This window comes from Brachybacterium timonense, assembly GCF_900258505.1.
In the GTDB taxonomy this organism is placed as follows: domain Bacteria; phylum Actinomycetota; class Actinomycetes; order Actinomycetales; family Dermabacteraceae; genus Brachybacterium; species Brachybacterium timonense.
In genome coordinates this window covers 586,861-613,573 of sequence record NZ_LT984895.1, presented here as the reverse complement: position 1 = coordinate 613,573, position 26,713 = coordinate 586,861, and the positions used below count along the sequence as shown (strand labels likewise).

Here is a 26,713-nt window from a genome sequence, read left to right as displayed (position 1 = left end):
CTCCTTCACGGGTGGTTCTCGCGGCGCAGCGTCAACGCTGGAGGCCGGCGAGGTGGTGGGCTGTCTGCAGGGTGCTCGTGTAGAGCGAGCGGTAGTGCGGGTAGAGCTCTTCGTACAGGGCTCGCCGCTCAGGATCGGGGTGCAGCACCTGGGCTGGCGGATTCCAGGTGGCGGCACGTTCCTGGGCGGTGCCGTCGATGCCGGGAACGTGATCGGCAGCGAGGATCGCGGCGCCGTAGGAGGCTCCCACGGTGATGGTGGGCACCACCTGCTCGATGCCGGTGATGTCAGAGACGATCTGGGTCCACAGCCCGCCCTGTGTGCCGCCACCAGCGGCGATGACCCGCGTGATCGGGGCACCACCTTCGGTGAGGGCCTCCACGTTGTGCCGCACACCGAAGGCTGTGGCCTCGAGCGCGGCACGGTACAGGTGACCGCGTCCGTGGTCGAGGGTGAGGCCGATGATCGTGCCGCGTGCATCGGGGTCCTGGATCGGCGTCCGCTCCCCCGCGAAGTACGGCAGCATCAGCAGGCCGTGCGCGCCCGGTCCGGCAGCGTCGGCCTCGGCGAGCAGCTCCGGGTAGGGCGCGTCACCGGTCAGGCCCCGGATCCACGACGTGATCGCACCGGAGGTCGCCATGCCGCCGGCCAGGCAGAAGGTGCCGGGGAAGGCGCCGACGGTGCTCCACAGGGTGCGGCTGGGGATCGGCTGCGTGGCGGTGGCCACCAGGAACATGGTGGTGCCGTACATGAGCAGCAGATCCCCGGGTCGCTGGGCGTCGGCGCTGACCGCTTCGGTCCAGGCGTCGATCGACCCGGTGATCACCGGGGTGCCAGCCTCGATCCCGTCCAGCTGCTCGGCGGCCTGCGGGGTGACGTGACCGGCCTGGTCGGCGGGCCACTGCAGGCGTGGCATGGGAAGCCCGGGAGCGATGAGCTCGCACCAGGGTTCGTACCAGGCCTGCGCCTTCTGGTCGTACAGCGGCCAGCACTGGCTGGCACTGTGGTGATCCAGCACGTACTCGCCGGTGAGCCGGTACGCCAGGAAGGTCGCGGGCATGAGCAGCATGCGTGCACGCTCGTACGCATCCGGCTCATGCTCGCGCATCCAGGCGAGCTTCGGGCCGACGGCCTGCGTGGTGAGCAGGGAACCGCCGCGCTCGAGGATCGCCTCCTCACCGAGCTCTGCTGTGAGGGCGGCGATCTGCTCTGTGGCCCGCATGTCCACGCCGTACAGCGCGGCCGGGCGCACCGGTTCGCCGTCGGCGTCCGTGAGCGCCATGCAGGGCCCCATGCCCGAGACGCCGACCGCGCTCACGCGCACAGTCCGTCCGTCATCGTCCGGTGCGGTGAGCTCAGCGGTCAGGGAGCAGAACTCCTCCCACCACACGCGCGGATCCATCTCGACATGCCCGGTGCGTGGCCGCTGCACGTCGTGCTGGCGTGTGGCGATACGCAGGATGGTGCCGTCGGCGCCCACCAGCACGCCCTTGGTGCTGGAGGTGCCGACGTCCACCGCGAGGATCGCCTCGGGGGCGTCCGTGCCGCTCATGGCGCTCAGTCCTGTGGTGTCTCGGAGGCCGGGCCGGTGGGCACGTGGGGGCCAGGCCCGGTGCCCAGGAAGACCTCCATGGAGTCGAAGTCCGGGGCCGACGGGCGCGTGGTCGAGGGGCGATCGAGGTAGAAGAAAGCGGTCGAAGCGATGTCGTCACGCAGCGGCTTGTAGCGGCCAGCGGACTTCCAGCCGAGCGCCTGGATATCGACCTTCGGCAGGCCCTTCGTGAAGTGAATCGGATCGGCCACGTGCCAGCGGTACATACCGAAGCGCTGCTGGGACACGTACAGGCCGTCGGGGCGAATCACCTGCGGCATACCCAGGTATGGGGTGGTGAAGGCGGTGTAGCCCTCGCCGGGGATGTCGAAGTTCCAGGCGCCGCCGAAGTAGTCCTCGGTGCCGGTGCCGGCGATCGTGGGGTACTCCGTGTCGTCGTCCATGTAGAACTTGATCTCGCCTTCTCCCCACCAGCCATTGGAGTTCACGCCCCAGGCGATGTAGGTGCCGACGTAATGCCCCTGCCCTTCGATGCCCTCGAGCAGCACATGCGGGGTGGCTTCCTCGAGCGGATCCGAGCGGCGCCACTGGGCATGGAAGTAGGCGTCCTCGCTGTGGTCACCACCGAGCTCGTAGGTCACCTGGTAGTACACGACCGCCTCCGCATTGGAGGTGTTCTCGATGGTGAGGCGGGCTCCTTCACGGAACGGCATCGGCCAGTAGGAGTTGAAGCCGCCATGCGGGTTCGCGGCGATCATCTGCGAGTCGACCTGGGCGAACACACCCCAGCCGTTGCAGAAGAAGTCACCGTAGGGCACCTCGACAGCGGGTTCCTCGCTGCCGTCCCAGTAGGCGCGCAGCACGAGGGTGCGCCAGTGGTCGGTATGGGTGGTGACCCAGATGTGGTTGATCACGCCAGCGCCGGAGATGTCCGCGATAGTGAAGGTCTCTCCCGGCTTCACAGCGACGCTGGGCGAGATCTTCCACCCCGTGCCCAGGTCGCGACCGGGAGCGGCGCCGGTGCCCTCGGTGGCCTTCGCGCCGCCACCGACGGAGCCATCGAAGTTCTCGGGGCTGATGGAGCGGGTCTGCACGGAGCGGAGTCGGGCGAGCGGGAGGGGCGAGATGAACGACATGGGGCTCTCCTCAACAGGGGATCAACGGTGATCACGTCGGTTGGCAAACGTTTTCTAGCACGATACGGTCACAGCCGCCGCATCGTCAACGGCTCGCCAGCCCCAATCTCCATTCCGCCTGACCAGCAGGGAAAAGCCCTGGCGACGAGCGGGCACGCAAGGACCAAAGCCTTGACACCGGCCTGCGACGGTTCCTAGCGTAAGGAAAACGATTTCAGCTAGTGGGGATCTCTCCGCGCCCGCCTCAGCGCGACACTGTGGTGCGACTGACGGGATCGGACCCCTCAACCGGTGCACTGTCGCACCTTCGGAAGGACACGTCATGCGCAGAAGGACGTTCATCGGCTCGGCAGCCGCAGCTTCGACCGCGGCTCTTTCCCTGGCGGCCTGCGGCAGCGGCACGCCGGGCGAATCCAAGGAGGACCCGCGGGCGAAGGGCCGCACCACCGTGGAGTTCTGGGGCGGAGTCTTCACCACCCCGGAGAACGCCTGGTACGAGAAGATCGTCGAGGACTTCAACAACGCCCAGGACGAGGTGTTCGTCAAGCACCAGGTCGTCCCCGGCGATGCCTGGGATCAGAAGCTGAAGGCCGCGCAGGCCGCCGGCAACGCCCCGGATATGTACGTCTCCCCGGGCCGCCTGGACACCGCAGCCCGCACCGGACTTCTCTACGACATCTCGGACCTGTTCAGCGACGGCGTGCTCGACAAGATCACCGACTCCGCCAAGGAGGTCTGCCAGTACCAGGGCAAGTGGTACGGCTTCCCGCTGCTGGTGGAGCCGCAGATGACCCTGTACTGGAACAAGGAGCTGTTCGAGAAAGCGGGACTGGATCCGGAGAAACCGCCGACGTCCTGGGACGAGATGTACGAGGCCTGCAAGAAGCTCGCCCCGGTGATGAGCAACGGCGAGTTCCCCCTGAACACCGCCGTGGATTCGGGCACCTTCGGCTGGACCACAGTTGCCGCGCAGATGCACGTGGCCGGCCACCTGCCGATCTCCGATGACTGGTCAACGGCCGACGCCAAAGACCCCAAATACGAAGAGCTCATCACCTTCTACAAGACGCTGCAGGAGAACAGCTGGATTCCGCGCCAGGCGCTCGGTGCCGGCAACTCCGCGCAGCCCTTCGGCGAGGGCAAGGTGGCGATGATGTCGCAGGGGTCCTGGGGCATGTCGGAGATCGCCGCCGACTACCCGGACATGGTGGAGAAGACGGGCATGGCCCCGTGGGTGCAGTCCGACGGAGACATGTCGACGTCCGTCTCAACCGTCGGCAATATGAAGTGGGTCATCGACGCGAAGGCGAAGGAGCCCGAGGCCACTGCGAAGTTCTTCGAGTGGGTGCTCGGCGGCGACCCGGAGGTGCTCAAGCCCTTCTTCGTCGACACCAAGTTCACCAAGGCCCCCGCTCGCGACGAGGTGACCGAGGTGGTCAACGCCGATCCCGGCGCGAAGGACGCGCACTGGTCCGACGTGGTCTTCAACGAGGTCGTGCCCGCATCGATCCCGGAGGCCCGCTATCCGTGGGACGTGAACCTGGCGATGGGCGATGCGATCCAGGCCGGCATGCTCGGCGAGATGTCCCCCGCCGACGCCCTGGCGAAGGCGCATGAGGAGATCCAGAAGGTCATCGACCGCGAGGGCCTCAAGGAGATCCGCGCCGAGATGGACGCCTGAGCCGCGCCCACGGGACCACGAGAAAGGACAGGCGATGACAGCGCAGGCTACGCCCCGGCGCACGACGCCACATGTGCATCCGAGCCGCACACGGGACACCGCAATGGCATACATCATGCTGGCCCCGGTGCTGATCCTGCTGTCGATCTTCGTTGTATGGCCGACGATCCAGGCGATCTACCTGAGCTTCTTCGACTGGAGCTTCTACACCGAGAGCGAATTCGTCGGCTTCAAGAACTTCACGGACGTCTTGAGTGACGACCAGTTCTGGAACGCGATCAAGCGCGGCCTGATGTTCGTGCTGATGACGACGCCGGTCAGCCTGATCCTGTCCTTTCTCGTGGCCACCCTCGCGGTATCGGTCTCGCGCCGCGTCTCCACGGCGCTGAAGGTCAGCATCTACATCCCGTCGGTGATCTCCGGTGTGATCGCCTCGATCACCTTCGTGCTGATCTACGACTACTCCGGCGGTCTGCTCAACGCGGTCATCAACCTGTTCGGCATCCAGAACCAGGCGTGGCTCGGTGATGCGAAATGGGCCCTGAGCGCCATCGCCGTGCCGGCGGTCTGGCTGGGCATGGGCATCACCACCCTGATCATGATCGCCGCCATGCTCGACATCCCGGAGAGCTTCTACGAGGCAGCCGACCTCGAGGGCGCCAACTGGTTCCAGAAGACGATCTACATCACGATCCCGCAGATGAAGAACGTGATCCTGTTCCTGCTGATCACCGGTTTCGTCGGCGCGATCCAGCAGTTCGAGCTGCCGCTGGTGATGACCGGCGGTGGCCCGAACCGCGCCACCGAACTGCCGAACCTCTTCATCTTCAACCACTTCCGCGGAGACGCGTACGTCGGCTACTCCATCGCAGCCGCGCTGCTGCTGTTCATCGTGCTCGGAACGATCTCCTCGGTGATCTTCCGCGTCGTCAACTCCGAGAAGCTGGTCGATTGATATGTCCGCACCCACCACTGCACCCCACTCCCCCGCCGCCGGGCCCGAGGCGGGCATCCTCGACCGCGATGACGCCAAGGCGATCCGTGCACGCGCACGTCGGCAGAAGATGCTGAGCCCCCGCTGGATCCTCACCTCCCTCGTCAAGGCCCTGTTCAGCGCGATCATCATCGGCATGGCGCTGTTCCCGCTGGCGTGGATGGTGATCTCCGGATTCAAGCTGCGCACAGAGGTGGTCCGCACCCCGTTCCAGTTCTTCCCCGACGTATGGCGCTGGGAGAACTACGCGCAGATCCTGCAGGACCCGTCGTTCCTGCGCACTCTCGCGGTGACCGGCTTCGGCGCCGTCATCTTCACCGCCTGCTCGATCGCCGTGAACTCGATGGCCGCCTACGCCTTCGCGCGACTGGAGTTCAAGGGCAAGCGCATCGTGTGGCCGCTCGTGCTGGGCACCATGTTCATCCCCGGCATGACGATCCTGCTGACCAGCTTCATCGTGGTCACTCGCCTGCACATGCTCGACACGATCGCCGTGCTGATCCTGCCCGGCATGGCAGCGGCCGGTCAGATCTTCTTCGTGCGCCAGTTCTACCTCAACATCCCCTCCAGTCTGGAGGAGGCAGCCGTGGTGGATGGCTGCGGCCGCTGGGGTGTGTACCTGCGGATCTTCCTGCCACTGTCCAAGGCGCCGTTCGTGGTGGTGGGCATGACCAGCTTCATGGGGTTCTGGAACTCCTACGTGTGGCCGATCATGACGATCACCAGCCCCGACCTGTTCCAGGTGCAGCAGTACCTTGCGGCATTCCGCTCCGAACGCGCCTCCGAACTGGGGCTGCTGATGGCCGGCTCCGCCTGCGCTGCGGCCCCGATCATCATCATCTTCCTCATTTTCCAGCGCCAGATCATCGCGAACATCAAGATGGCGGGGCTGAAGTAGAACCCTCGTCCGGCCTGGTCAGCCACCGATTAACGCCCCACAGCCAGCTGCAACCCCACACTGCACGAGAGCACGAGAACGTCCCACCGCCCGACCTATTGGAAAACACCACGAGGTGATCACCATGCAGGCACGACGACGCACGATTCTCGCCGGAGGCGCTTTGCTCGCCGCCACGATGGCGGCGGGACTTCCCCGCTTCCCTCAGGCGCGGGCTGACTTCGCCGGCGGCGATGGTCCACCGAAGACCACCTGGGGAGGCACCGCACAGCTCACCCCCTTGCCGGAGCACTACACGACGTCCGACGGTGACCTGTGGCCCACAGCCTGGTCCGCCGACGGAAACCTCTACTCCGCCTGGGGTGACGGACACGGCTTCGGCAAGGGGTTCGTGGACATCGGCGTCGCACGCATCACCGGAGACGACCCCGGTTCCCTCAGCGGGGAGAACCTCGCGGTGGCGGATGAGGTGATTCCGCACCCGTGGACGCCGAACACGACACGGAAACCCACCGGCATGCTCGCTGTGGGCACGACTCTCTACCTCGCCGTCCAGGATCTCTCCTTCGACTTCAACGAAGCTCCGGCCGCGACGATCGCGAAGTCCACCGACTCCGGGCGCACATGGACAACCGATACCGCGAAGCCGATGTTCGCCGACGGTGTGTTCACCACGATCTGGTTCGCCGACTTCGGCAAAGGCGGCGAGTGGAGTCATGACCGCTACGCCTATGCGTACGCGCTCGACCACAACTGGCGGGGGCAGGACGCCGTCTATCTGGCCCGGGTCCCCAAAGACAAGGTCGACGTCCGCGGCAAGTGGGAGTTCTTCACCGGGGTCGGTAAGAAGGGCAAGCCCACCTGGTCGAAGAAGATCGAGGAGAAGAAGCCGGTCCTCGAGGATCCGCGGCGCAACTACAACAACACCTTCATCGACACGACCCCCGGGCAAGAAGGCGGCATCATCTCCCAAGGCGGCACGCTGTACAACGCACCGCTGGACCGCTACATCCTGTCCGCCTGGACCTGGGGCTCGCACCAGTTCTATGAGGCACCAGCCCCGTGGGGACCGTTCCATGAGCTCTCGTACCACGACTTCACTCGGTCCGCCAAGGAAGATGTGCAGCACTGGGGCTATGGCGTCTCTCTGATGTCGAAGTTCTTGTCCGCAGATGGCAAGACCATGCAGATGCAGTCCAACCTGTGCTGCGGCATTCCTGATCCGAACCCCGCATACAACTTCAATCTGCGCACGTACCACATCGAACCGCTGCGCGATGAGACCCGCACGGTGCCGTCCGACGACGACCTCGCGCGCGACCCCGACGCGGTGCCGATCGCGAAGTCGGTGTTCACCGCTGATCCTTCGCCCCTCACCGACGGCACAGGCGAGACGTCATTGACCGACTGGGACAACGAGGTCAAACAGCTCTCCTGGTGGGGCGTCGAATGGCCGTTCACGCAGCGGGTGAACTCCTTCACCTTCACCACCGGTGATGTGGCCAAGGACGGCGGCTGGTTCGACGACGTTCCATGGGTCGAGGTCCGTCGTGACGGCGAGTGGAAACCCGTTGAGGGCCAGAGCATCGATCCGACGTTCACGCCGGGCGCTGAGGCCGGAAAGCGTGCGACGTACACCGTGGCGTTCCCCGCCGTCGATGCCACGGGGGTGCGCATCACGGGGCACCCGGGCGGATCGCACCGGTACAGCTCGATGTCGCAGGTGCAGGTACATCACCTCGCCGGTCGGCTGATCGACGGGGGCTTCGAGGCCACGGACAGTTTCACCGGCGCCTGGCGTTTCGACGGGCAGGCCGCACGCGGCATCGACAACGGCGACGAGCACGCCAACACCGGCAAGCGCAACGCCTGGATCCGTACCTCCGAGAAGCTCGGACAGCAGGTCATTCATCAGACCGTGTCCGTGGTCCCGGGCAGCTCCTATCTGGTCACGGCAGCTCTGCGGGCCTCGGAAGGAGTCAGCACGCTTGCCGTGGGCGCCCGGTGGGAGGGTGGAAAGAGCATCAAATCTTTCACGGCGCCCGGCACGTTCACCTATGACGTCTACAAGCACACTGTGACGATCCCAGACGGCGTGACCAGCATCGACGTTGTCGCTGGCTACAGCGCCGACGGTGGCGACCGTTTCGTCCAGATCGACGACGTCGAGATCACGACAGCGCGCTGAGCGCATCGGCCCGATCGGGGCCGCAGAGCCTGGTGTTCTGCGGCCCCGGTCCGTTGTCCCTCGACGTGACCGCTTGAGCTCTCCCGGAAGGAGACGCTGTGCCCACACTCCATCACCCTGATCCAGCACCGCGCCCAGCGGTGTCATCCATCCCCGCCGGCCGCCCCAGTCGGCGTCAGTTGCTGACAGCCGGAGCTGCAAGTGCCGCCGCAGCTGTTCCGTTGCTGTCCTCCTGCGGGGCCCGGAGCGATGACGAGCCCCTGGTGTTCTGGAACTTCTACTCTCCCGCGCCGCAGCAGGACCCCAACCTCGTCGCGCAATCCGACTGGTTCGAGGACGTCATCTCCGGTTGGAACAGCCGCAACGACCGCCAGATCTCGGCGGTCTACATGACCGGCGACCAGATGAATCAGCGCATGCCCGTCGCTTTCGCCTCCGGGGAGGGGCCCGATATCTTCCTCATCTCACCGGGCGATTTCCTGCGATATGCGAACGGCGGCGTGCTGTTCGACCTCGCTCCCTTCATGGAGCAGGAGGCCATCGACGACTTCTTTCCCGATGCTCTGCGAACCCGAACCATCGGCGACAAGATCCTGGGCCTTCCCATGGAGCAGGAGCCGCTGGCCCTCTTCTACGACCCCGCGGTGCTCGAAAAGGGCGGATACTCCGAGGGGGATCTGCCGAAGGACTGGGATGAGCTGCTCAACATCGCGGCATCCCTCAGCCGTGGCACCACCACCGGCCTGGTGCTGGATGTCGACCCCGGCTACTACCAGAACTTCACGTTCTACCCGTGGGTGTGGCAGACCGGCGGAGATGTGATCGACCCGCAGTCCCAGCGCCCGATGTTCAGTGACGACGGCCCCATTGCGGCGCTCGATCTCTACGGCCGGTCGATCGCCACCGGAGCCGCGCCTCGCACTCGGCCCGCCAACGGCGACATCGTCGGCGCATTCTCCGCCGGATACGCAGGTTTCTGGCATAGCGGTGTGTGGGACGTGGTGAATCTGCGTCTGAACGCACCGGACAAGGAGTTCGGCGTCATGCCGATGCCTGCACCTGCCGGTAAGGACACCGCCACGATCCTCGGCGGCTGGGCATGGTGCGTGAACGCCCGCGGACGGGACCCCGAGGCCGCCGCACGGTTCACCGTGGAAGCACTCGGAAGCATGGAACCCAGCTCGATCGAGCACCTCGCGGAGTGGAACGGTCCCGTCAAAGGCAACATGCCGGCCCGGCAATCGGTGGACGACGTGATGGTGGCCAAGGACTACTTCGCCGACGAACACCAAAGAACGTTCCACGACGAGATCCTGCCCACGGGCCGCGGCGAGCCGCGTTTCCCACCGAACGTCTACAAAGCAGTCTCCGACGCCCTGCAGTCTGTTCAGCTCGCCGGGGCCGATCCCGCGGAACAGGCAGGCATCGCCCAAGCGAGCATCGAGAGCTACCTCGAGACGTACCGAGGAGGGACTCTGGTATGAGCACCACGTCTACACCAGCGCAGCCGACCGCGTCGGCTGCACCGACACGACGAACCTCCGGCACCGGTCGACACAGGACGCGACGGCAACGCCGGGAGGCACGAGTCGCGGCGCTGTTCCTCGCTCCCGATGCTGTGGGGCTGCTCGTCTTCGTGGCGGTCCCGATGCTTCTCTCTGTCGTGCTGGGATTCTTCTGGATCGACGGTTTCGGCAATTTCGACTTCATCGGGATCCAGAACTACGTCCGTATGGCGCAGGATCCGCAGTTCTGGAACAGCGCCCTGGTCACGTTCATCTATCTGGTCACGCTGGTTCCGCTCATCTTCATCGTGGGACTCGGGCTTGCCTTGCTTGTCCAGCAGCGCTTCCCCGGTGTTGCAGCGGTGCGCAGTGCCCTGTTCCTGCCCTACGTGATCTCCATCGTCGTGGTGGCGATGGTCTGGCAGTTCATGCTGACCGACCGCACTGGCGTGATCGCCTCTGTCCTGTCATGGCTGCGGATCGAGGGGATCTCGTTCCTCGGCGACCCGCGCTATGCCCTCGCGACAGTCATCGTCGTCACCATCTGGCTGCAGATGGGGTACTACATGATCATCTTCCTCGCCGGCCTGCAGGACATCCCTGCGGAGCTGTATGAGGCCGCGCGAATCGACGGGGCGAGCGCTTGGCAGCGCTTCCGTCGGATCACGCTCCCGCTGCTCGCACCCACGAGTTTCTTCGTGCTGCTGACGTCCATGGTCGCCGTCGTCACCGGCGGGCTCGACATGATCTTCGTGCTGACCAGCGGTGGCCCGGCGAACTCGACCTCGCTGCTCATCTACTACATCTACCAGCAGGCATTCCTCTTCGGAGATCTCGGCTACGCAGCGGCGATCGGTTCTGTCCTGGTGCTCTTTCTTCTGGTGATCTCCGCCGGCATGTTCTTCGCGACCCGAGGAGGTCGATTCAGCCATGACGACTGATATCGCCCTGCATACGTCCACAGCGACACGTCCACGGCGTCGTCGGCGACCGTACAGCCGCCTGTCGTGGCTGCTGTGCCTGCTCGGCGCTGTGCTCGCGTTCGTCGCCGTCTTCCCCCTCGTCTGGATGGTCATCGGGTCGTTCAAGACTGCCGAGGAGGTGAACTCCCCTGCGCTGATCCCGCAGACCTTCACCCTGGAGAACTACGTGTACGTGTTCTCGGAGGTGCCGTTCGCCCGATACCTCGTCAACAGCTTCTTCGTCTCGGCTGTCGTCACCGTCGTCTCGCTGTGGTTCCATTCGATGGCTGCGTACGCGCTGGCCCGTCTGGACTTTCCCGGACGAGAACGCATCTTCCTCGCGATCTTCTCGACGATGCTGGTCAGCGCCCCGGTGACGATCATCCCCACGTTCATCATCGTCAGGACTCTGGGCATGGTGGACAACTATGCCGGGCTGATCGTGCCCGCACTGTTCAACGCATTCGGCATCTTCCTGCTGCGGCAGTTCTACATCTCCCTGCCCGATGAGCTCGAGGAGGCTGCACTGGTCGACGGTGCGTCCTATTGGCGGATCTACTGGCGGATCATCCTGCCGCTGTCCCGCCCGATCCTCGCGGCGCTTGCCGTGTTCTTCTTCCTCGCGAACTGGAACTCCTTCGTCTGGCCGATGACGATCACCTCGGACCCGAATCTGCGTGTGGTCCAGCTCGGCATCCAGACGTTCCAGCAGCAGTACGCGGCCGACTGGAACTACATCCTGGCCGCCGCAACGGTGGCAGCGCTGCCGACGATCGCCATCTTCTTCGTGTTCCAGAAGCAGATCGTCGCCTCGATCAAGACCTCCGGCCTCAAATAGGCGCTTCTCAGACAGAGCCGGGCGTCGTGGCCGATAGGAGCCGGGAAGTGGGACAAAGAAGAGCCCGCGCTCGGAGAAAGCGAGGTGCAAAGTTCACCTCCCGACCGGGCGGGTGCACGAGGAACCCCCGCTCGACGGGAGCGGACGTCTGGCCCCTTCGACCGAGGCATCCTGCTCGCGTTGCACCTTCGACGGAGAGTTCGGACCGGAACGGGCCGAACGTCGTAGTGCTGGGCGGTTCCGTGGCAGCTCCGTTCACGGTGGGATGGGTGCGAGCCGATGCGTCGACGAAAGGATCCCCATGGCCACCGAGCGCGCTGCAGCATCTGCAGAGATGTCCCGTTCCTCTTTCCTCCGGCTCGGCGCACTGAGTGCCCTCGGCGCCGGGTCTGTCGCGGCGGGCGTCGCGGGCCAGGTGCCGCCCGCAGCGGCTGCCGGCTCCGGACCTGATTTCGGAGCGGCACGCGTGGAGCGACTCGGCAGGATCACGGGTCTGGAGATCACCGGTCGATTCGGGGCAGGCTTCACTGATCTGGGGATCACCACCCTGACGCCGGATGGCCGCATCCTTGCGCTGTTCGGCGACACCTGGGACAAGGGCGTTTTCTCCGGCGACTGGCGCTCGCCCATCGGCCTGTACGCCACGCGGCAGGAGCCGATGCGCGACAAGCTCGCCTGGGAGTCCGCCGTCGGCGGCGACTATGCGCGGCAGCTCGTTCCCTACACCCACGGGCATGAACCGGCTCTGTCCACGATCTTCCCGATCGACGTGCTCACCGTCGGCGACACGATCTACCTGTGGGTGATGCTCAACCACGGCTTCGGCAAGGTCGGCTCGACCGAGATGTGGACGAGCCGCGACAACGGCGCCACCTGGAAGCGCCACCACCTCGCACCCGGTGACGCGCTCGGACACCGTGCGCAACAGGGGACGATGTGCCTGAACCCGAAGGACGGCTTCGTCTACGTTCTCTCAAAGAACTTCAAGGGCACCGGCATGATCCTGCGTCGCGTACGCCCGGAGAAGCTGACCGATTTCTCGGCCTACGAGTCATGGGGCTTCGCCAATGGACAGTGGGCGTGGGGGAACCCGCCGTCCTTCGTGCTCACCATGAAAGCTCGTCACGTGAACTGGCGGGTCATCGACGGCGTCTGGGTGCTCACGATGTTCCTGTACGACGATCCACGCATCGACATGCTGCTGCTGGAGGATCCCCTGGCGAACATGTTCGAGGCTCCACGGCGCACGATCCTGCGCAATGCAGCCTGGGACAAGCAGGGAGATGCCCTCGTCACGTCGCTGTACGGCGGCCACATCATCCCCGGGTCCACCCGACGCGAGCTGCATCTGGTGGCAAGCCAGTGGGTCAAGGGCAAGGCGTACCACTCAGAGCAGTTCCGTATCACCGACGTGTTCTGATCACGCCGCTGCCGGCCGTCGTCTCAGTCGCCGGCCGCTGCGCCCTGGTCCCCGATGGGCAGCTCCTCGATGCCCAGCTCCCGGATGCTCAGCCCGCCGCGGCCCCAGCCGCCGCCGGTGATCCAGGTGCATCCGTTCGCCGGATCCTCGACGATTTCCGCGCAGTGCTCGTCAAGCTCGACATCGATTCGTCCGTCGTCGGTGAAGCGCATCGGGTCATCGGAGGCATAGGCGAGCGTGCAGTCGTAGATCCCGGACTCGCACACGAACAGGACCCACTGCTCCCCCACCTGCACCACGAACGGCGATTCGGTGGGGCCGCCGTAGGTGCCGGTCTGCTCGGAGCGGTAGGCGACGCTCGGCTCGGACCAGGTGATGAGGTCATCGCTCGTGCGCACACCGACCTCGTGGTGCCCGCCGTCGACTGTCTCGGTCTTCGTGTAGTAGAGCAGCCAGCGATCACGCTCCGCGTCGCGGACCACCATGGGGTCACGGGCATCGAAACCGTCCTCGAACAGCGGCCCGCCAGGGTGGTGGACCCAGGTGAACAGGTCGTCGCTGGTGGCGAGCTCGATCCGGTAGCGGGTGTGGTCCTCGGTGCCGCCGCAGTAGAACATCCAGTACCGGCCGTCATGCCGGATCACGTGCGGCGCCCACACGTGGGTCTCCCCCAATTCGGTGCGTGCATGCAGAACGGGGTCGTGCACGGTCCACGTGCCATCAGGAAGCGTGTCCGTCGTGGCGTGCAGGAAGAAGGTTTCGTCCAGCGGTGCAGCGGGCTCTGGATGCCAGATCCCGAAGACATGCCAGGTGCCGGACTCGTCGCGGATCAGGGTGTGGTCGTTGATGTACCAGGGCTCCTGCGGGGACGGCGAGGCATCGAGCAGGTGGCGCTTCGCGCCGGGCGTGAGCTGAACAGTCACCGGGTCACTCTCCGTTCTCCCTGGCCGTGAGTGCCTCCTCGAATCCCGTGCGCATGTCTCCGGTGGGGCTTCGCCGCCTCGAGCAAGACAACGTTTACTCATCGAGTCAACCTACCGTACCGGCCGGGTCAGCCTTTCAGCCCATGCCCCAGCGGGAAGGCCTCGCCGGTACCGTCGGCCTTCGGGATCGCGACCGGGAGGGTGCCGCTGGGGTGGTGGCGGCCGACCAGGACGCGCGCCACGGAGCGCAGCACGGCGCTGATGCCGGCGTACGCGGCGATCGCGGCCGCGACCGGGCCGACGTGCACCACGTCGTACGGGTTGCGGATCGACACGTTGATCACCTCGGCACCGCTCTCGCGTGCCGCCTCGACAACGGCGAGCTGCGCGTCCGCGGTCTCGAAGGACGAGGAGGAGGTGAGCACGATGACGGTCTGGACACCCTCAGCAGCCTCGGCGACGAGCTGCGAGGACGTCTCATCGATCTCCTCGAGAACCACGGCAGAGGCGTCGATCGTGAGCTCCCGCAGCTCGGCGGCGAGAGTCTCGGCGGCGTTGCCGCCCGCGCCGGTGACCAGGACCGTGGAGCGCTTCGCGAGTGGCACGCCGCCATCGTTGGTCACCAGAGTGATCGCGTCGTCGGCCGCCCACTCGGCCGCACGGATGTTGCGCCGGGATCCGATGGTGCGGTCGATCTCGTCATGGCGCGCCCACGGGTCCTCGAACAGGCCCCGCTTCGCCTTCTGGGCGAGGATACGGCGGACGGACTCGTCCAGGCGTTCCTCGGTGATCTCACCGGATGCCACAGCATCGCGCACGCCCGCCACGGCCACAGCGAGGTCCGGCGGCATGAGCATCTGATCGGCGCCGGCGAGGATCGCTTCGACCGGGACACGATCGTCGTCGAACATCGTCCGCACGCCCTCCATCGACAGCGAATCGGTGACGATGACACCCTCGAAGCCCATCTCCTCGCGCAGCAGACCGGTGAGGATCGGCCGGGAGAGGGTGGCAGGTCGGCCGGAGTCGTCCAGTGCCGGCACGACGATATGAGCGGTCATGATCGCGTCGACACCGGCCCGGATCGCCGCATGGAAGGGCGGCAGATCCAGCTCGTCGATCTCCTCGCGGGTGTGCTCGATGACGGGCAGGCCCACGTGGGAATCCACCGCGGTGTCGCCATGACCCGGGAAGTGCTTCACCGACGCGGAGACGTTCGCGTCCTGGAAGGCTTCGATCTGAGCGACGCCCAGTGCGGACACGGCCTGCGGGTCAGCGCCGAAGGACCGCACGCCGATGACCGGGTTCCTGGCGTCGACGTTGACGTCGAGGATCGGGGCATAGGGCTGCGCGATGCCGCAGACCCGCAGCTCCTCACCGGTGATCCGGGCCATCTCGGCGGCGTGCTTCGTGGAGCCGGTGGCGCCGAGCCCCATGTTGCCGGGGGTCGGGGTGGCCGGGGCGGGCAGACGCGTGACCACACCGCGCTCCTCGTCGGTGCTGATCAGCAACGGGGCGCCGTCCTCCTCGAGGGCGACCTCGTTGGCGGCGTCGGAGAGCGTTGCGATCTGATGCGGGTCTTCGAGGTTCTTGCTCCACCCGAAGTAGATGATGCCGCCGACATGGTACGTCCTGATGATCTCCTCGATCGTTTCGACACCGGTTGCGGTCACGTTGTGCTCGCTCGGCTCATCGATGGTCGAGCCGTACACGAAGGGCACGAAGAGCTGGCCGATCTTCTGCTCGATGCTCATCTCGGCGAGGGCCTTCTCGATGAGCTGCTCGGCGTCCCGGTCGCACCCCCTACCCCTGCCTCTGCCCCTGCCCTTGCCTTTGCCTTTGCCTTTGCCTTTGCCGTCACCCTTTCCCGTGCCGGGGGCGGCGACGGCCGTTCCAGCGGCTGCGAGGGGCGCGGCGGCGCCGACCAGTGCTGTGAAGCCGCGTCGGCTGAGGGTCGTGCGGTGCGCATCGGCGGTGGAGCGTGCGGTGGTGGGGGTCATCTGTCCTCGTCCTTATCTCTGCCGGCGGTGCCGGCGCGGTCGGTGCGGTCGGTGCGGTCGGTGATCAGTGCCGCGAGGCGGCTCGGTCAGCGCGTGCGCGTCAGTAGAGGTGGTGCGCACGGGCACGACGGGTGAAGTCCTTCAGCTCCTTCTTCCAGGCATCGACGATGGCGTCGGGCTCGGCACCGTCCTCGAGCATCTGACGGGTGCGGCGGGTGCCGGTGAGGTTGTCGATCCAGCACGTGTCCTCGGCCGTGCGGCATTTCTCACCCTCGCGCCAGTCGGCCTCCTCGACGCGACGCAGCAGCGTGGCGATGAGGTGGATGCCCAGGCGCACCGGCTCGATCGCTTCCTCATCGACCAGATGGATCTGCACGCCGCCGCAGAACTCGCCGACGTGCTTGCTCGTGGTGGGTGTCGCGGACATCGGACGCAACAGGACTCCGGGCAGCACCGAGAGGTCCTGGATGATCTGGTCGGCGTGTGCCTCGGTGATGAACGGGGCGCCGAACCAGAGGAACGGGGTGGTCGTGCCGCGTCCCTCGGAGACGTTCAGCGACTCCAGCAGACCGGTGCCTGCGTAGACGATCGCGGTCTCGCGGGTCGGAATGTTCGGAGAGGGCAGCACCCAGGGGCTGTCGACCGTCTGCGGCGTGCGGGGGTCATAGCCGCTCATCGGGACCACAGAGAGATCGAGGTCCCCGCCAAGAAACTCGTCGGCGAAGTAGAGGGCGAGCTCGCCGACGGTCAGGCCGTGGCGCTGCGGGATCGCTGTGAGGCCGACGAAGGAGGACAGCCCATCCTCCAGGACGAATCCCTCGGCCTGGCGCCCCAGCGGGTTGGGGCGGTCCAGCACCACGAAGCGCTTGCCGTTCTCCTCCGCCGCCTCCATCGCGTAGTAGAGGGTCCAGATGTAGGTGTAGAAGCGAGCGCCGATGTCCTGGATGTCGAAGACGAGCACATCGATGTCCTCGAGCATCTCCGGCGTGGGCTTCTGGGTCTTGCCGTAGAGGGATCGCACCGGCAAGCCGGTCTTCTCATCGGTGTAGTCCTCGACGTAGCCGCCAGCGGGCACCGACCCGCGCACACCGTGCTCGGGGCCGTACAGGGCGGTCAGGCGGAATCCTGCAGCGTCCTGCGCATCGACGAGCAGATCGATGGTCGAGCGCAGCGCGCTGTCAGTGCCGGTCGGGTTGGTGATCAGGCCGACGGAGGCACCGGCGAGCAGATCGAGCCGCTCGGCCATGAGGTTCTCCACGCCGAGGCGGAAAGGATCCTTCCGTCCTCTGCCCTTGCCTCTGCCGGGCCCCTTGCCCCTGCCGGGGTGCGGGTCCGGCGGCGCCGCCTGCGCCGCGGCGCCGAGCACGGCGCTGACCGGCAGCGCGGCGGTGAGTCCGGCGAGTGTGCGCCGCCGCATCGGCCGTGCGATCGGCCCCTCGGGGTGGGCCGCAGGGGCGCCGCGGCGGTGGTCGGATCGGGGCGACTGCTGGTTCATGCTGAGCCTCTCGGGTCGTCATCGGTCCTGCTGAGGGGCTGCATCCAGAGATCCTGCGCGGGATGCGAGCGGACCGGGACTCATGCGCGGCGCGTGGACTGGCTCGGCGAGCTCCTGCTCCCCGCTGCTCGCGATCGTCCATTCGGAGAACACGATTGCTCGCAGCACGCCCCTGTGTACACATGTTCCAGGTCGTGCCGTGCGACGGTAGCAGGGCGAGCACCCCTGAACCACCCCCTGCGCCGACCTGTGGACAACGTCGAAGCGCGGCATGACACCGCGAACCCAGTCGGTAAACGATTGCCAGAACAGGTCCGTCCACGTAGGGTCATGGCACCCGCCGGACCCGCCGATGCGTCCGGCCGATCACGAGGATGTGGACGAGGATGACCCGCAGGATCACCGGGACCCCGCACGACACCACCGGCGAGCACGATGCAACGGACACCGTTCCGAACAGCCCAGCGCTGCACACGAGCCGGAAAGGGTTCCTGCGCGGCGGTGCACTCGCCGCTGGCATCGGTGCCGCTGGCGCGGCGGGCGTCCTCGGCCCGGCCTCCCCCGCTCAGGCTCGCCCCGGCGTCGATCCGAACCCCCGAGCCAGGCGCCCCGAGATCACTCGGCTCGCCACACTGACGGGCCCCGGCATCACCACCCGCTTCCGCATGGAGGCCACCGACCTCGGCATCCCCGCGGTCACCCCGGACGGTCGCATCCTGCTGATCTTCGGCGACACCTTCGAGGGCGCGAAGGTCGGCGCCGGCTTCTGGCGCTCCCCCGTCGGCCTGTACGCGGACCCCGACGTGAAGCTCAAGAAGGGACTGCGCTGGACGGGCGCCGTCGGCGGCGAGACCGCCGAGCAGCTCGTCGAGTATTCACACGACGGCCCCCTCTCCACGATCCTCCCGGCCGACGTCATCACCATCGGCGACACCATGTACCTGTGGGTGATGCTCAACGCCGGGCTCGGCAACGTGACCGGCACGGAGATCTGGACATCGACGGACTCCGGGGAGACCTGGGAGCGCACAGCGGAGATGTTCGCAGCAGACCACCTCGACGGCTTCTCCCAGCAGTGCACCTGGGCACTCAACGAGGCCGACGGTCACGTCTACGCCCTGACCACCGGTTTCCAGCGCGACAAGGAAGTCATCCTCCAGCGCGTCCCGAAGGAGAGCATCCTGAACCCGGAAGCCTATGAGGTCTACGGCACCGACGGCTGGGGCGTCGGCGACCCGGTCCACGTCATCGGCGGTCACGTCGGCGAGATGTGTCTGCGAGTCGTCGAGGACAAGTGGGTGCTGACCTACTTCAACGCCGGCCTCTACCGGGTGGAGTGCCTCGTCTTCGACAGCGCCGAGAAACTCACGGAACCGCCCCTGTTCGCCGACACGCTCTTCTGGGGCTGCAACTGGGGTCGGGAGGACGACGAGCGGGTGGCCCAGCTCTACGGGCCGTACATCCTGCCCGGCTCGACGCTCGATGACATGCATGTCGCGCTCTCGCAGTGGCAGACCGGCCCCGACTGGCCCTACCACGTGCAGCAGTACCGCGTGCAGGGCATCGGCCGAGAGATCGCCGCACTCTGACCATCGGCCACGACCACCTGAGGACCTGCACCCGATGACTCCGTCGCCGCCCATCGGCCCGAGCCCAGCACAGCCACCCCCCCCGCCCCGCCCCTGGCTCGCACGCCGCGAACTGCTGCGCGGAGGAACGGTGCTCGGCGGGATGGCCCTGGCCGGCGGCGCCCTGGCCTCCTGCTCCGACGAGACGGACGAAGCCCCCGGCGAGGAGGACGCCGAGATGACCGAAGAGAAGGCCTTCACCGAGGACGGATGTGAACACGTGCGACGTATGAACCCCGTGACGGGCCCCGGCATCACCACCCGCTTTCGCATGGAGGCCACCGATCTGGGGGCGCCAGCGGTCACACCCGACGGCCGGATCCTGTTCATCTTCGGCGACACCTTCGAGGAGGCCGTGGTGGGCGGAGGCTTCTGGCGCTCCCCCGTCGGCCTGTTCGCCGATCCGGACCGGCCGCTGGACGACGGCATCGCCTGGACCAGCGCCGTGGGCGGCGAGACCGCCGAGCAGCTCATCGACTACGAGCACAACGACTCGGTGATCTCCACCTATCTCCCCGGTGACGTGATCACCATCGGCGACACCATGCACGTGTGGGTAATGGCCAACCGTGGACTCGGCAACGTGCTGCACACCGAGATCTGGTCCTCCACCGACTCCGGGGAGACCTGGGAGCGCAGCGCCGAGATGTTCGACGGCCAGCACGGCGACGGCATGTACCAGCAGTGCACCTGGTACCCGCATCCCGACGACGGGAACGTGTACCTGCTGACCACCGGCTTCCAGCGGGACAAGGCGGCGATCCTCTCACGCGTGGCCGCCGAGAAGATCCTCGAGCCCGACGCCTACGAGACGCTCCAGGAAGACGGATCCTGGGCCGTCGGCGGCACCCCGAAGATCATGGTCGACGGCCAGGTCGGCGAGATGTGCCTGCGCGTCGTCGACGGGAAATGGCTGCTCACCTGGTTCAACGCTGCCGAATACCGCTGCGACCTGCTCGGCGCCGATTCCCCGGAGAAGATCGCCGAGGCAGAGCACATCACGCTGCTGCACGGCGGTGAGTGGGGCAAGGAGAAGAACGATGTGGTCGCCCAGCTGTACGGGCCCTACATCGTGCCCGGCTCCACGCTCGACGTGCTGCACCTGGTCTGCTCGCAGTGGCACACCGGCCCGGACTGGCCCTACCACGTCGAGCAGTACCGCTTCGAGAAGCCGCTCGAGGACGTCTGCAGCTCCTGACCAGTATCGAAAACCGTAGGCTCACATGCTGTGAATGCTGAGCACCCCTCTCCCTCACCCTGCTGCGGGCCCGCTCGCGACGCCGCGGCAGCGCCCGGCATCGGGCATGCGGCGTCCTCGTCGCGCGATCTCGCGACCACAGGGGGCAGTGACCAAGCCCAGCACGTCACGGCCTCCTCCCCGCGCGATCTCGCAACCGCAGAGGGCGGTCACCACACGCAGCACGTCACAGCCCCCTCCCCACGCGGCCTCGCAACCGCAGAGGGCGGTCACCACACGCAGCACGTCACAGCCCCCTCCCCAGGTCGCCGCGCGATCGCGCTGCTGGGCGAGGAGCTCACGCCACAGCGGGTGGCTGTCGTCCGTGCCCGCGCCGAGCGCGCCGTGCTGATCGACGCCGGCCCCTTCCGGATGGGCACCGAGGACCCAGATCGCAACCCCTACGACGGCGAATCCCCGATCCGCACCGTGGACGTCCCCGCATTCCGCATCGACCCCACATGCGTGACCACCAGCGAATTCGCCGTCTTCGTTGCGGAGACCGACTATGTGACCGAGGCCGAGGAATTCGGCTGGTCCTACGTGTTCGCCGCCCTGCTCACCCCCGAGCTGCGCCGCGGCAGCCCGAAACCGCCCGGCACGCCATGGTGGCGCGCCGTCGAGGGCGCCCGCTGGGATCAGCCAGAGGGGCCCGGCTCCGATGTGCGCGAACGGGCCGACCATCCGGTGGTGCATGTGTCGCTGCGCGATGCCGAGGCCTTCGCCGCATGGTGCGGCATGCGTCTGCCGCGGGAGGCCGAATGGGAGAAGGCAGCCCGCGGCGGCCTCGACCAGGCGCGTTACGCCTGGGGCGATGAGCTCACACCGAATGGCGAGCATCGCTGCAACATCTGGCAGGGGGTCTTCCCCACCCGCAACACGGTGGAAGACGGCCACCTGGGCACCGCCCCAGTCCGCAGCTACCCACCGAATGGCTTCGGGTTGTACGAGGTCGCGGGGAACGTGTGGGAGTGGTGCACGGATCGCTGGATGACGGGCGCGGCGCCGTCGCTCACCGGGGACGTGCGGGTGGTGCGCGGCGGCTCGTACCTGTGCCACGACTCGTACTGCAACCGCTACCGGGTCGCCGCCCGACATGCGTCTGCTGTGGAGGATTCGAGCGGCAACAAGGGCTTCCGCCTCGCCGCCGACACCTGAGCAACTGGCGGCGTCCGCCTCCACGTCCCGCAGACCGCGGGCCGTTCGGATTCGGTACTGCAGCGTGGCACCAGACCACCTGCGAGCTCCGCCTCCACATCCCGCAGGCCGCAGGCCGCACAAATTCGGTACTGCAGCGTGGCACCAGACCACCTGCGAGCTCCGCCTCCACGTCCCGCAGACCGCGGGCCGCACAAATTCGGTACTGCAGCGTGGCACCGCGCGACCATGAGGCGGTGACCGCACGCTCCGGTACCGAAACCGATCATGCAGTCCGGTCATGCGCGCGGTAACTCGCGCACTACGGCACGATGGGGCCATGGACGCCGCACAACTGATCGCCCTCGCCCATGAGTGCGCCGTCGGCCTACCAATCGCCGAGCTCACCCACCCGTTCGGTCCGGACTGGGACGTGTTCAAGGTGCGTGGCCGCGTTTTCATGCTGACCACGGAGGTGCGCGGCGAGCCGATGCTCATCGTGAAGGCCGACCCGGAGGACGGCCTAGCACTGCGTGAACAATTCGCTGAGGTCACGCCCGGATACCACATGAACAAGAAACACTGGAACAGCGTGGTGGCCGGACCGAGGCTTGACGAGGAGCTGGTGCGGGAGCTGGTGATTGGCTCCTACCTATGCGTCGTCGAGAAACTGCCGCAGGACAAACGCCCTGTGGCCCCGGAGGCGTTCCTGCCGCAGTGCTAGCTGCTCAGGCCGAGCTATGCCTCCGGGCTGGCCTCCAGGATGTGCTCGACGATGCCGTCAGTGCTGGGGATCGTCCCGCCACACGCAGTCGCACATGGGCACCGGCCACTCATCGCCGCCGGCCGCCGACCTACCGCATCCGCCGACTGCCCACGGCCACCCGTCGACCGTAGCTGCCGACCGACCCGCAATCCCCGGCCGGCATGACACCTCCACCAGTCGGCAGACCCTGGCTACCGATCGAGGAAACACAGCCACGAACCGCCCGTTCGCAGCAGCCACCGACCGGCCACCGCGCTGGTCGTCGACCACAACGGATCACCTCACCCAGAGGCGAGACGCAGCCGACCGCCACGCGCCCGGTGCAGGCCAGACCGCACCAGACTGTCGAGGGTCTCGCAGGTACGCTGCCAGTCGACCCAGATCTTGTACCAGGTGAGGCGTACGACTGCGTAGCCCGCGGCAATTGCCCGCACGTCTCGTTCCCTGTCGGTCTCGTAGGCATCCGCTGAGTCGTGGAACTCGCGGCTATCGCATTCGATGATCAGCCGGTCCCCGACGAGCAGATCCACGCGTCCCACGTCGCGAATCTGCACCTGTGCACGAACACGGACGCCGCGACGCTTGAGGTACCGGCGCACGCGCGTCTCGGAACCGCTACCGGCGTCGACCCGCAGACCCGTGAGTTGCCGACGAACCCTCACCGGGATCCTGTCGAGGATGTCCACCACGGCTGCGCGATCAAGCACCCCTCGCTCGAGAGCAGATTCGAGGAGGACCGCAACGGACTCTCCGGGCAGACATGTCCCGGCATGGACCAAGGCCGTGTCCAGCGGGAGGACCGGCTCATCATCAGGCCAGGCACGAACGACCGGCCGATGCTCATGGACGACACTGTGGCAGCGACGTCCGCCGCCTCGACGCTGTGCGACGTGCACCTCTCCGAACGGGGGCGTCCACAGCCCGTGGACAGCGGCCGCGCTCACACAGGTGAGCCGCGCTCCGCGACGCAGCGCCGTGGTCACGGCAGCGGGCGTCGAGGACGTGGCATACCAACCATGTCCTGCTCGGTACAGGGTTCCTGCGCGCATCAGTTCAGCGATACTGCGATGCCGCATGCCGACTGCTTCAAGGTCGCCGGCCGACCACACACCGAGCTGACGGCGCATCGCTGATCTGGGGTCCATGTGGTGATCGTCGAGGATCCGACGAGGGCACGGCCAGGGCAGTGACGGTCCGGTGGATCACCGACACATGGGGAGGGATCGCCGGGAACGTCGGAGCCGCCCAGGGGCGGGCGCACCACGCCGGGCCGTCAGGGTGGGTGACCGGTCTACGGGTGCGGGCTCGAACCGAGCACACCTGTCCAGTTCGCAAGGGTGGGCGACCGACCCCGACTGGGCGCGAGCCGGGTGCACCACGCCGGTCCATCAGGGCGGGTGACCGGCTTACGGGTGTCGGCGCGAGCCGGGGCACCTACCTGGTCGAGGGGAATCGGTACTGACACGTGGCGTCATGGCTACAGGAGAGTGCGGTGCCACGCCTCAGTACCGATTTCCTACGGAGCTGGCCGGCGATCCAGGCCAGGCGGCGGCGTGGACAGGGCGGCAGGTCAGGACAGAGCGGCGGGTCGGGCCAGGTCCGACAGCGGCACACGCCAGGCGGCGGGTCAGGCCCGGCCCGGCGGCGGCATGGGCCAGGTCCGGCAGCAGCACAGGCCAGGCGGCATGGGACGGGCCCGGCCGAGCGGCAGGTTAGGACAGGGCGGCATGGGCCAGGTCCGGCAGCAGCACAGGCCAGGCGGCGGGTCGAGCCCGGCCCCGCGGGTCAGGCCACCCGGCGGCCGTGGGCGAGGTCCAGGATGTGCTCGAAGACGCCGTCGCCGCTGGCGCGCAGGCCGTTGTGCTCGAACTCGCTGGTGACGAAGGCCTTCAGCGACGGCACGAGCTCCACGACCTCCATGGACCACTCCCGAGGCACATAGGCGTCGTCATAGTAGACCGCGGCCGCTGCGGGCACATCCACCGCAGCCAGGGCCTTCTCGTCGTACAGGCGAGGCCACACATGTTCGGCGAGCGCGTCGGCGGTCTCGGCCCACATGGCCAGCTCCGGGTCCTCCGCGAAGATGCTGCGCGGGACATGCTCTCCGCCCAGCAGCGTCGGGTCCTGCTTCACGCCGTGCGGCATGGTGCGGTCGGCGGCCCACCGAGTGGCGAAGCCGTCAGCCCAGCAGGACTCGTGCAGGACCGCGTAGATCGGGTTACGGCCGCCGAAGGGAAGCAGCGAGGCGAGGTCGTGCGCGAAGGCCGGGGAGTCCTGGGGCATGTCCAACAGGTAGTGCAGGCGCTCCTGGCCACCGGACGCTCCGAGCAGATGGCCTATCCGGCGCAGGCGCTCCACCCCGACCTTCTGGCCGTCGGGCAGGAGGAGCTTGCCGGCGTCGGCCTTCTCGGCGAGCTGCCGCATGACGTCGCGGTCGCCCTCGAAGCGCTGGTAGTAGGCCTCTGAGCGGGCGGCCATGCCGTGCCAGGTGTGGGTGTAGACGTCGTCGAGCTGCTCCCCCAGGCACGGCAGGCCGCCGGTGAACAGGGCGAGCGAGACCGAGTCGGCGTGGGCGCTGAGGTAGCGCAGAGTGCAGAAGCCGCCGAAGGACTGGCCCAGCAGTCCCCAGGTGTCGACGCCGAGCGCCTTCCGGACGAGCTCGGCGTCCTCGACGATCGCGTCGGCGCGGAAGTGCTGGAGGTAGTCGACGCGCTGCTCGACGCTCGCCTCGCGCAGGGTCGCAGCGCCGTCGATCGCTCCGGCCGGCAGGGCGGTGTCGGGGCCGACGGGGGTGGAACGGCCGGTGCCGCGCTGGTCGAGCATGACGACCTGGTGGTCCTCCAGGGCGCGCCCCATCCACGACGGGTTGGTGGCTTCCGTCGGCCGTGGCGCCTCGGATCCCGGCCCGCCCTGCAGGTAGACGAGGAATGGCTTGTCCTCGCCGCCGGGCTTCGTCACCACGCGGGCGAACACCTCGATCGGTGTCGATGCCGGGTCACCGTGGTCCAGGGGCGCGGTGACGGTGAGGTCGCGGACGGTCAGGCCGAGCAGAGACCAGGTGTGTTCACGCATGCGACCAGGGTACGGCGGGGCGCCTTGGCGCGGGCGGCAGGATACGAGCGGAACTGGGCGCGAGCGGAAGAGCACGGGGGCGCCCGGGCGCGAGCGGGAGGGTACGAGGACACCCGGGTCCGGGCGGCGGGGTACGGGGGGCGCCCGGTCGCGGGTTAACCGTTCGGGCGGTCCGAACACTGCAGAGCCGCCCGGTGGTACCGGCCATGATCTGGTGGCCGGGGCCTCAGCGGGACCGCGGGCCCGCGGTCAGTCCGCCGTGGTAGCGCCGGGGAAGAACTCCCAGTCGAAGCGATACAGCTGCCCAGGCCGGCCGGTGCGATCCGTGGCGCGGGAGACGATCACATCAGCCATGCGGGGGAACACATCGCGCACGCCGTAGTAGCTGATCGGGCCATACAGCTGCGACTGCTCGGGCACATCCCCGATGGAGATGATCTCGAGGTCGTCCGGGCAGCGCAGCCCGAGCTCATTCGCGGCCGTGTGCAGTGCAACAGCCTGGTAGCCGGTGCTCACCACGACCGCCGTCGGCCGCCGCGTGTCAGAGAGCCAGTCGCGGGCCACATGGTGGGCTTCGCGTGCTCCTGGGGCAGCCGCGCAGACCAGGCCCTCTGATGGTTCGTCACCTGCCGCGGCGACGGCGTCGAGGAACGCGCGGGTGCGCGGCGCGGCCAGAGCCCCGTCGGGGTTATCGCGCGGTGTGCGAGCCATGAAGTGGACGCGTGCGTGGCGGGCGCGCAGCTTCCGGTAGGCCTTCCCGATGGCGGGGAAGGCCGACGAGTGGATCACGTCGAAGGAGTCGGGTTCCATGAGCGTGCTGAAGGCAACGAGCCCACCGGCCAGACCGGAGGCGAGGCGCTGCACTTTCGCGGGCCCGTCGTCGACGAAATCCACGCCGGTGATGAAAGCGCAGTCGGGGCTCGCGCCGGAGAGGTACTCGTACCAGCGCTCATCGGCGAGCACGAGCGTGGACAGGGCATGCTCGAGGGCGCTGTCACGCACTTCGCGCGCGAGCGCCACGCCCCATGGATCCGCGAGCGTGCCCAGCGCCAGCACGATCCCGCCGCCGCGGCCGGTGCGCATGGCCTGCGCGGACCGGTTCGGGACATACCCGAGCCTCTCCGCGGCCGCGCGCACCTTGGCTTTGGTGGCCGGTGATCCAGAGGAGGTGGAGCCGTCGCGACCGGACAGCACAAAGGATGCTGTGGCCGTCGACACCCCCGCCTCTCTCGCGACATCAGCGAGGGTAACGGCGCTGTGGGAGCGAAGCGGGGACGTCAT

Annotated in this window: 20 protein-coding genes; 12 read left to right on the top strand and 8 right to left on the bottom strand. The window is 67.3% G+C overall.

Features of this window, described 5'->3' with window-relative positions:
* Positions 1 to 31 precede the first annotated feature (31 nt).
* On the bottom strand, positions 32 to 1,552 hold the full coding sequence (locus C8271_RS02620; protein ID WP_106505993.1) for an FGGY-family carbohydrate kinase: 1,521 nt from the start codon (positions 1,550 to 1,552) through the stop codon (positions 32 to 34).
* Between the two features lie 5 nt (positions 1,553 to 1,557).
* Positions 1,558 to 2,688 carry a glycoside hydrolase family 172 protein gene (locus tag C8271_RS02615; RefSeq protein ID WP_106505992.1) on the bottom strand — a complete coding sequence of 377 codons (1,131 nt, stop codon included), beginning with the start codon at positions 2,686 to 2,688 and terminating at the stop codon, positions 1,558 to 1,560.
* Between the two features lie 322 nt (positions 2,689 to 3,010).
* Here C8271_RS02615 and C8271_RS02610 point away from each other — a divergent pair, with 322 nt between their 5' ends.
* The 8 genes from C8271_RS02610 (at position 3,011) to C8271_RS02575 (ending at position 13,174) form a co-directional block, all read left to right on the top strand.
* A complete protein-coding gene (locus C8271_RS02610; protein ID WP_106505991.1) occupies positions 3,011 to 4,369 on the top strand; it encodes an ABC transporter substrate-binding protein in 1,359 nt (452 codons plus the stop codon).
* Between the two features lie 34 nt (positions 4,370 to 4,403).
* Entirely contained in the window at positions 4,404 to 5,324 is a 921-nt protein-coding gene (locus tag C8271_RS02605; protein WP_106505990.1) for a carbohydrate ABC transporter permease, read from the top strand.
* A 1-nt stretch (position 5,325) separates the two neighbouring features.
* The gene (locus tag C8271_RS02600; RefSeq protein WP_245920795.1) at positions 5,326 to 6,261 is read left to right on the top strand and encodes a carbohydrate ABC transporter permease; all 936 of its coding nucleotides are present in this window, start codon (positions 5,326 to 5,328) and stop codon (positions 6,259 to 6,261) included.
* Between the two features lie 124 nt (positions 6,262 to 6,385).
* Positions 6,386 to 8,449, top strand: a complete 2,064-nt coding sequence (locus tag C8271_RS02595; RefSeq protein WP_106505989.1) for a DUF4185 domain-containing protein — start codon at positions 6,386 to 6,388, stop codon at positions 8,447 to 8,449.
* 98 nt (positions 8,450 to 8,547) lie between these two features.
* On the top strand, positions 8,548 to 9,933 hold the full coding sequence (locus C8271_RS02590; protein WP_106505988.1) for an ABC transporter substrate-binding protein: 1,386 nt from the start codon (positions 8,548 to 8,550) through the stop codon (positions 9,931 to 9,933).
* Entirely contained in the window at positions 9,930 to 10,895 is a 966-nt protein-coding gene (locus C8271_RS02585) for a carbohydrate ABC transporter permease (RefSeq protein WP_106505987.1), read from the top strand. Before C8271_RS02590 ends, C8271_RS02585 begins: the two co-directional genes overlap by 4 nt.
* Positions 10,885 to 11,754 carry a carbohydrate ABC transporter permease gene (locus C8271_RS02580; protein ID WP_106505986.1) on the top strand — a complete coding sequence of 290 codons (870 nt, stop codon included), beginning with the start codon at positions 10,885 to 10,887 and terminating at the stop codon, positions 11,752 to 11,754. Before C8271_RS02585 ends, C8271_RS02580 begins: the two co-directional genes overlap by 11 nt.
* A gap of 301 nt (positions 11,755 to 12,055) precedes the next feature.
* Positions 12,056 to 13,174 carry a DUF4185 domain-containing protein gene (locus C8271_RS02575; protein WP_170957776.1) on the top strand — a complete coding sequence of 373 codons (1,119 nt, stop codon included), beginning with the start codon at positions 12,056 to 12,058 and terminating at the stop codon, positions 13,172 to 13,174.
* Between the two features lie 23 nt (positions 13,175 to 13,197).
* On the opposite strand, the gene C8271_RS02570 is transcribed toward C8271_RS02575, so the two are convergent.
* The 3 genes from C8271_RS02570 to C8271_RS02560 form a co-directional block, all read right to left on the bottom strand.
* On the bottom strand, positions 13,198 to 14,097 hold the full coding sequence (locus C8271_RS02570) for a family 43 glycosylhydrolase (RefSeq protein WP_170957775.1): 900 nt from the start codon (positions 14,095 to 14,097) through the stop codon (positions 13,198 to 13,200).
* Positions 14,098 to 14,225: 128 nt separating this feature from the next.
* A complete protein-coding gene (locus tag C8271_RS02565) occupies positions 14,226 to 16,097 on the bottom strand; it encodes a glycoside hydrolase family 3 protein (RefSeq protein ID WP_106505983.1) in 1,872 nt (623 codons plus the stop codon).
* A 100-nt stretch (positions 16,098 to 16,197) separates the two neighbouring features.
* On the bottom strand, positions 16,198 to 17,592 hold the full coding sequence (locus tag C8271_RS02560; RefSeq protein WP_106505982.1) for an exo-beta-N-acetylmuramidase NamZ family protein: 1,395 nt from the start codon (positions 17,590 to 17,592) through the stop codon (positions 16,198 to 16,200).
* A 386-nt stretch (positions 17,593 to 17,978) separates the two neighbouring features.
* On the opposite strand from C8271_RS02560, the gene C8271_RS02555 reads away from it, so the two are divergent.
* From C8271_RS02555 to C8271_RS02540, 4 genes are all read left to right on the top strand, one after another.
* Complete coding sequence (locus C8271_RS02555) at positions 17,979 to 19,181, top strand: glycoside hydrolase family 183 protein (RefSeq protein ID WP_106505981.1); 1,203 nt, start codon at positions 17,979 to 17,981, stop codon at positions 19,179 to 19,181.
* A gap of 34 nt (positions 19,182 to 19,215) precedes the next feature.
* The gene (locus C8271_RS02550; protein ID WP_212591314.1) at positions 19,216 to 20,418 is read left to right on the top strand and encodes a glycoside hydrolase family 183 protein; all 1,203 of its coding nucleotides are present in this window, start codon (positions 19,216 to 19,218) and stop codon (positions 20,416 to 20,418) included.
* Positions 20,419 to 20,769: 351 nt separating this feature from the next.
* On the top strand, positions 20,770 to 21,615 hold the full coding sequence (locus C8271_RS02545; RefSeq protein WP_106507824.1) for a formylglycine-generating enzyme family protein: 846 nt from the start codon (positions 20,770 to 20,772) through the stop codon (positions 21,613 to 21,615).
* Between the two features lie 319 nt (positions 21,616 to 21,934).
* Complete coding sequence (locus C8271_RS02540; protein WP_106505980.1) at positions 21,935 to 22,318, top strand: MmcQ/YjbR family DNA-binding protein; 384 nt, start codon at positions 21,935 to 21,937, stop codon at positions 22,316 to 22,318.
* A gap of 323 nt (positions 22,319 to 22,641) precedes the next feature.
* Here the strand turns inward: C8271_RS02540 and C8271_RS02535 are convergent, their stop codons facing one another.
* From C8271_RS02535 to C8271_RS02525, 3 genes are all read right to left on the bottom strand, one after another.
* On the bottom strand, positions 22,642 to 23,505 hold the full coding sequence (locus tag C8271_RS02535) for a hypothetical protein (protein WP_106505979.1): 864 nt from the start codon (positions 23,503 to 23,505) through the stop codon (positions 22,642 to 22,644).
* A 640-nt stretch (positions 23,506 to 24,145) separates the two neighbouring features.
* Positions 24,146 to 25,432, bottom strand: a complete 1,287-nt coding sequence (locus C8271_RS02530) for an alpha/beta fold hydrolase (protein WP_106505978.1) — start codon at positions 25,430 to 25,432, stop codon at positions 24,146 to 24,148.
* A 249-nt stretch (positions 25,433 to 25,681) separates the two neighbouring features.
* Entirely contained in the window at positions 25,682 to 26,713 is a 1,032-nt protein-coding gene (locus tag C8271_RS02525) for a LacI family DNA-binding transcriptional regulator (protein ID WP_106505977.1), read from the bottom strand.

Coding starts and splice junctions, on each gene's coding strand:
- C8271_RS02620 (WP_106505993.1), bottom strand. CDS start 1,552: ATGAGCGGCACGGACGCCCCCGAGGCGATCCTCGCGGTGGACGTCGGC.
- C8271_RS02615 (WP_106505992.1), bottom strand. CDS start 2,688: ATGTCGTTCATCTCGCCCCTCCCGCTCGCCCGACTCCGCTCCGTGCAG.
- C8271_RS02610 (WP_106505991.1), top strand. CDS start 3,011: ATGCGCAGAAGGACGTTCATCGGCTCGGCAGCCGCAGCTTCGACCGCG.
- C8271_RS02605 (WP_106505990.1), top strand. CDS start 4,404: ATGACAGCGCAGGCTACGCCCCGGCGCACGACGCCACATGTGCATCCG.
- C8271_RS02600 (WP_245920795.1), top strand. CDS start 5,326: ATGTCCGCACCCACCACTGCACCCCACTCCCCCGCCGCCGGGCCCGAG.
- C8271_RS02595 (WP_106505989.1), top strand. CDS start 6,386: ATGCAGGCACGACGACGCACGATTCTCGCCGGAGGCGCTTTGCTCGCC.
- C8271_RS02585 (WP_106505987.1), top strand. CDS start 9,930: ATGAGCACCACGTCTACACCAGCGCAGCCGACCGCGTCGGCTGCACCG.
- C8271_RS02580 (WP_106505986.1), top strand. CDS start 10,885: ATGACGACTGATATCGCCCTGCATACGTCCACAGCGACACGTCCACGG.
- C8271_RS02575 (WP_170957776.1), top strand. CDS start 12,056: ATGGCCACCGAGCGCGCTGCAGCATCTGCAGAGATGTCCCGTTCCTCT.
- C8271_RS02565 (WP_106505983.1), bottom strand. CDS start 16,097: ATGACCCCCACCACCGCACGCTCCACCGCCGATGCGCACCGCACGACC.
- C8271_RS02560 (WP_106505982.1), bottom strand. CDS start 17,592: ATGAACCAGCAGTCGCCCCGATCCGACCACCGCCGCGGCGCCCCTGCG.
- C8271_RS02555 (WP_106505981.1), top strand. CDS start 17,979: ATGACCCGCAGGATCACCGGGACCCCGCACGACACCACCGGCGAGCAC.
- C8271_RS02550 (WP_212591314.1), top strand. CDS start 19,216: ATGACTCCGTCGCCGCCCATCGGCCCGAGCCCAGCACAGCCACCCCCC.
- C8271_RS02540 (WP_106505980.1), top strand. CDS start 21,935: ATGGACGCCGCACAACTGATCGCCCTCGCCCATGAGTGCGCCGTCGGC.
- C8271_RS02535 (WP_106505979.1), bottom strand. CDS start 23,505: ATGGACCCCAGATCAGCGATGCGCCGTCAGCTCGGTGTGTGGTCGGCC.
- C8271_RS02530 (WP_106505978.1), bottom strand. CDS start 25,432: ATGCGTGAACACACCTGGTCTCTGCTCGGCCTGACCGTCCGCGACCTC.
- C8271_RS02525 (WP_106505977.1), bottom strand. CDS start 26,713: ATGACGTCCCCGCTTCGCTCCCACAGCGCCGTTACCCTCGCTGATGTC.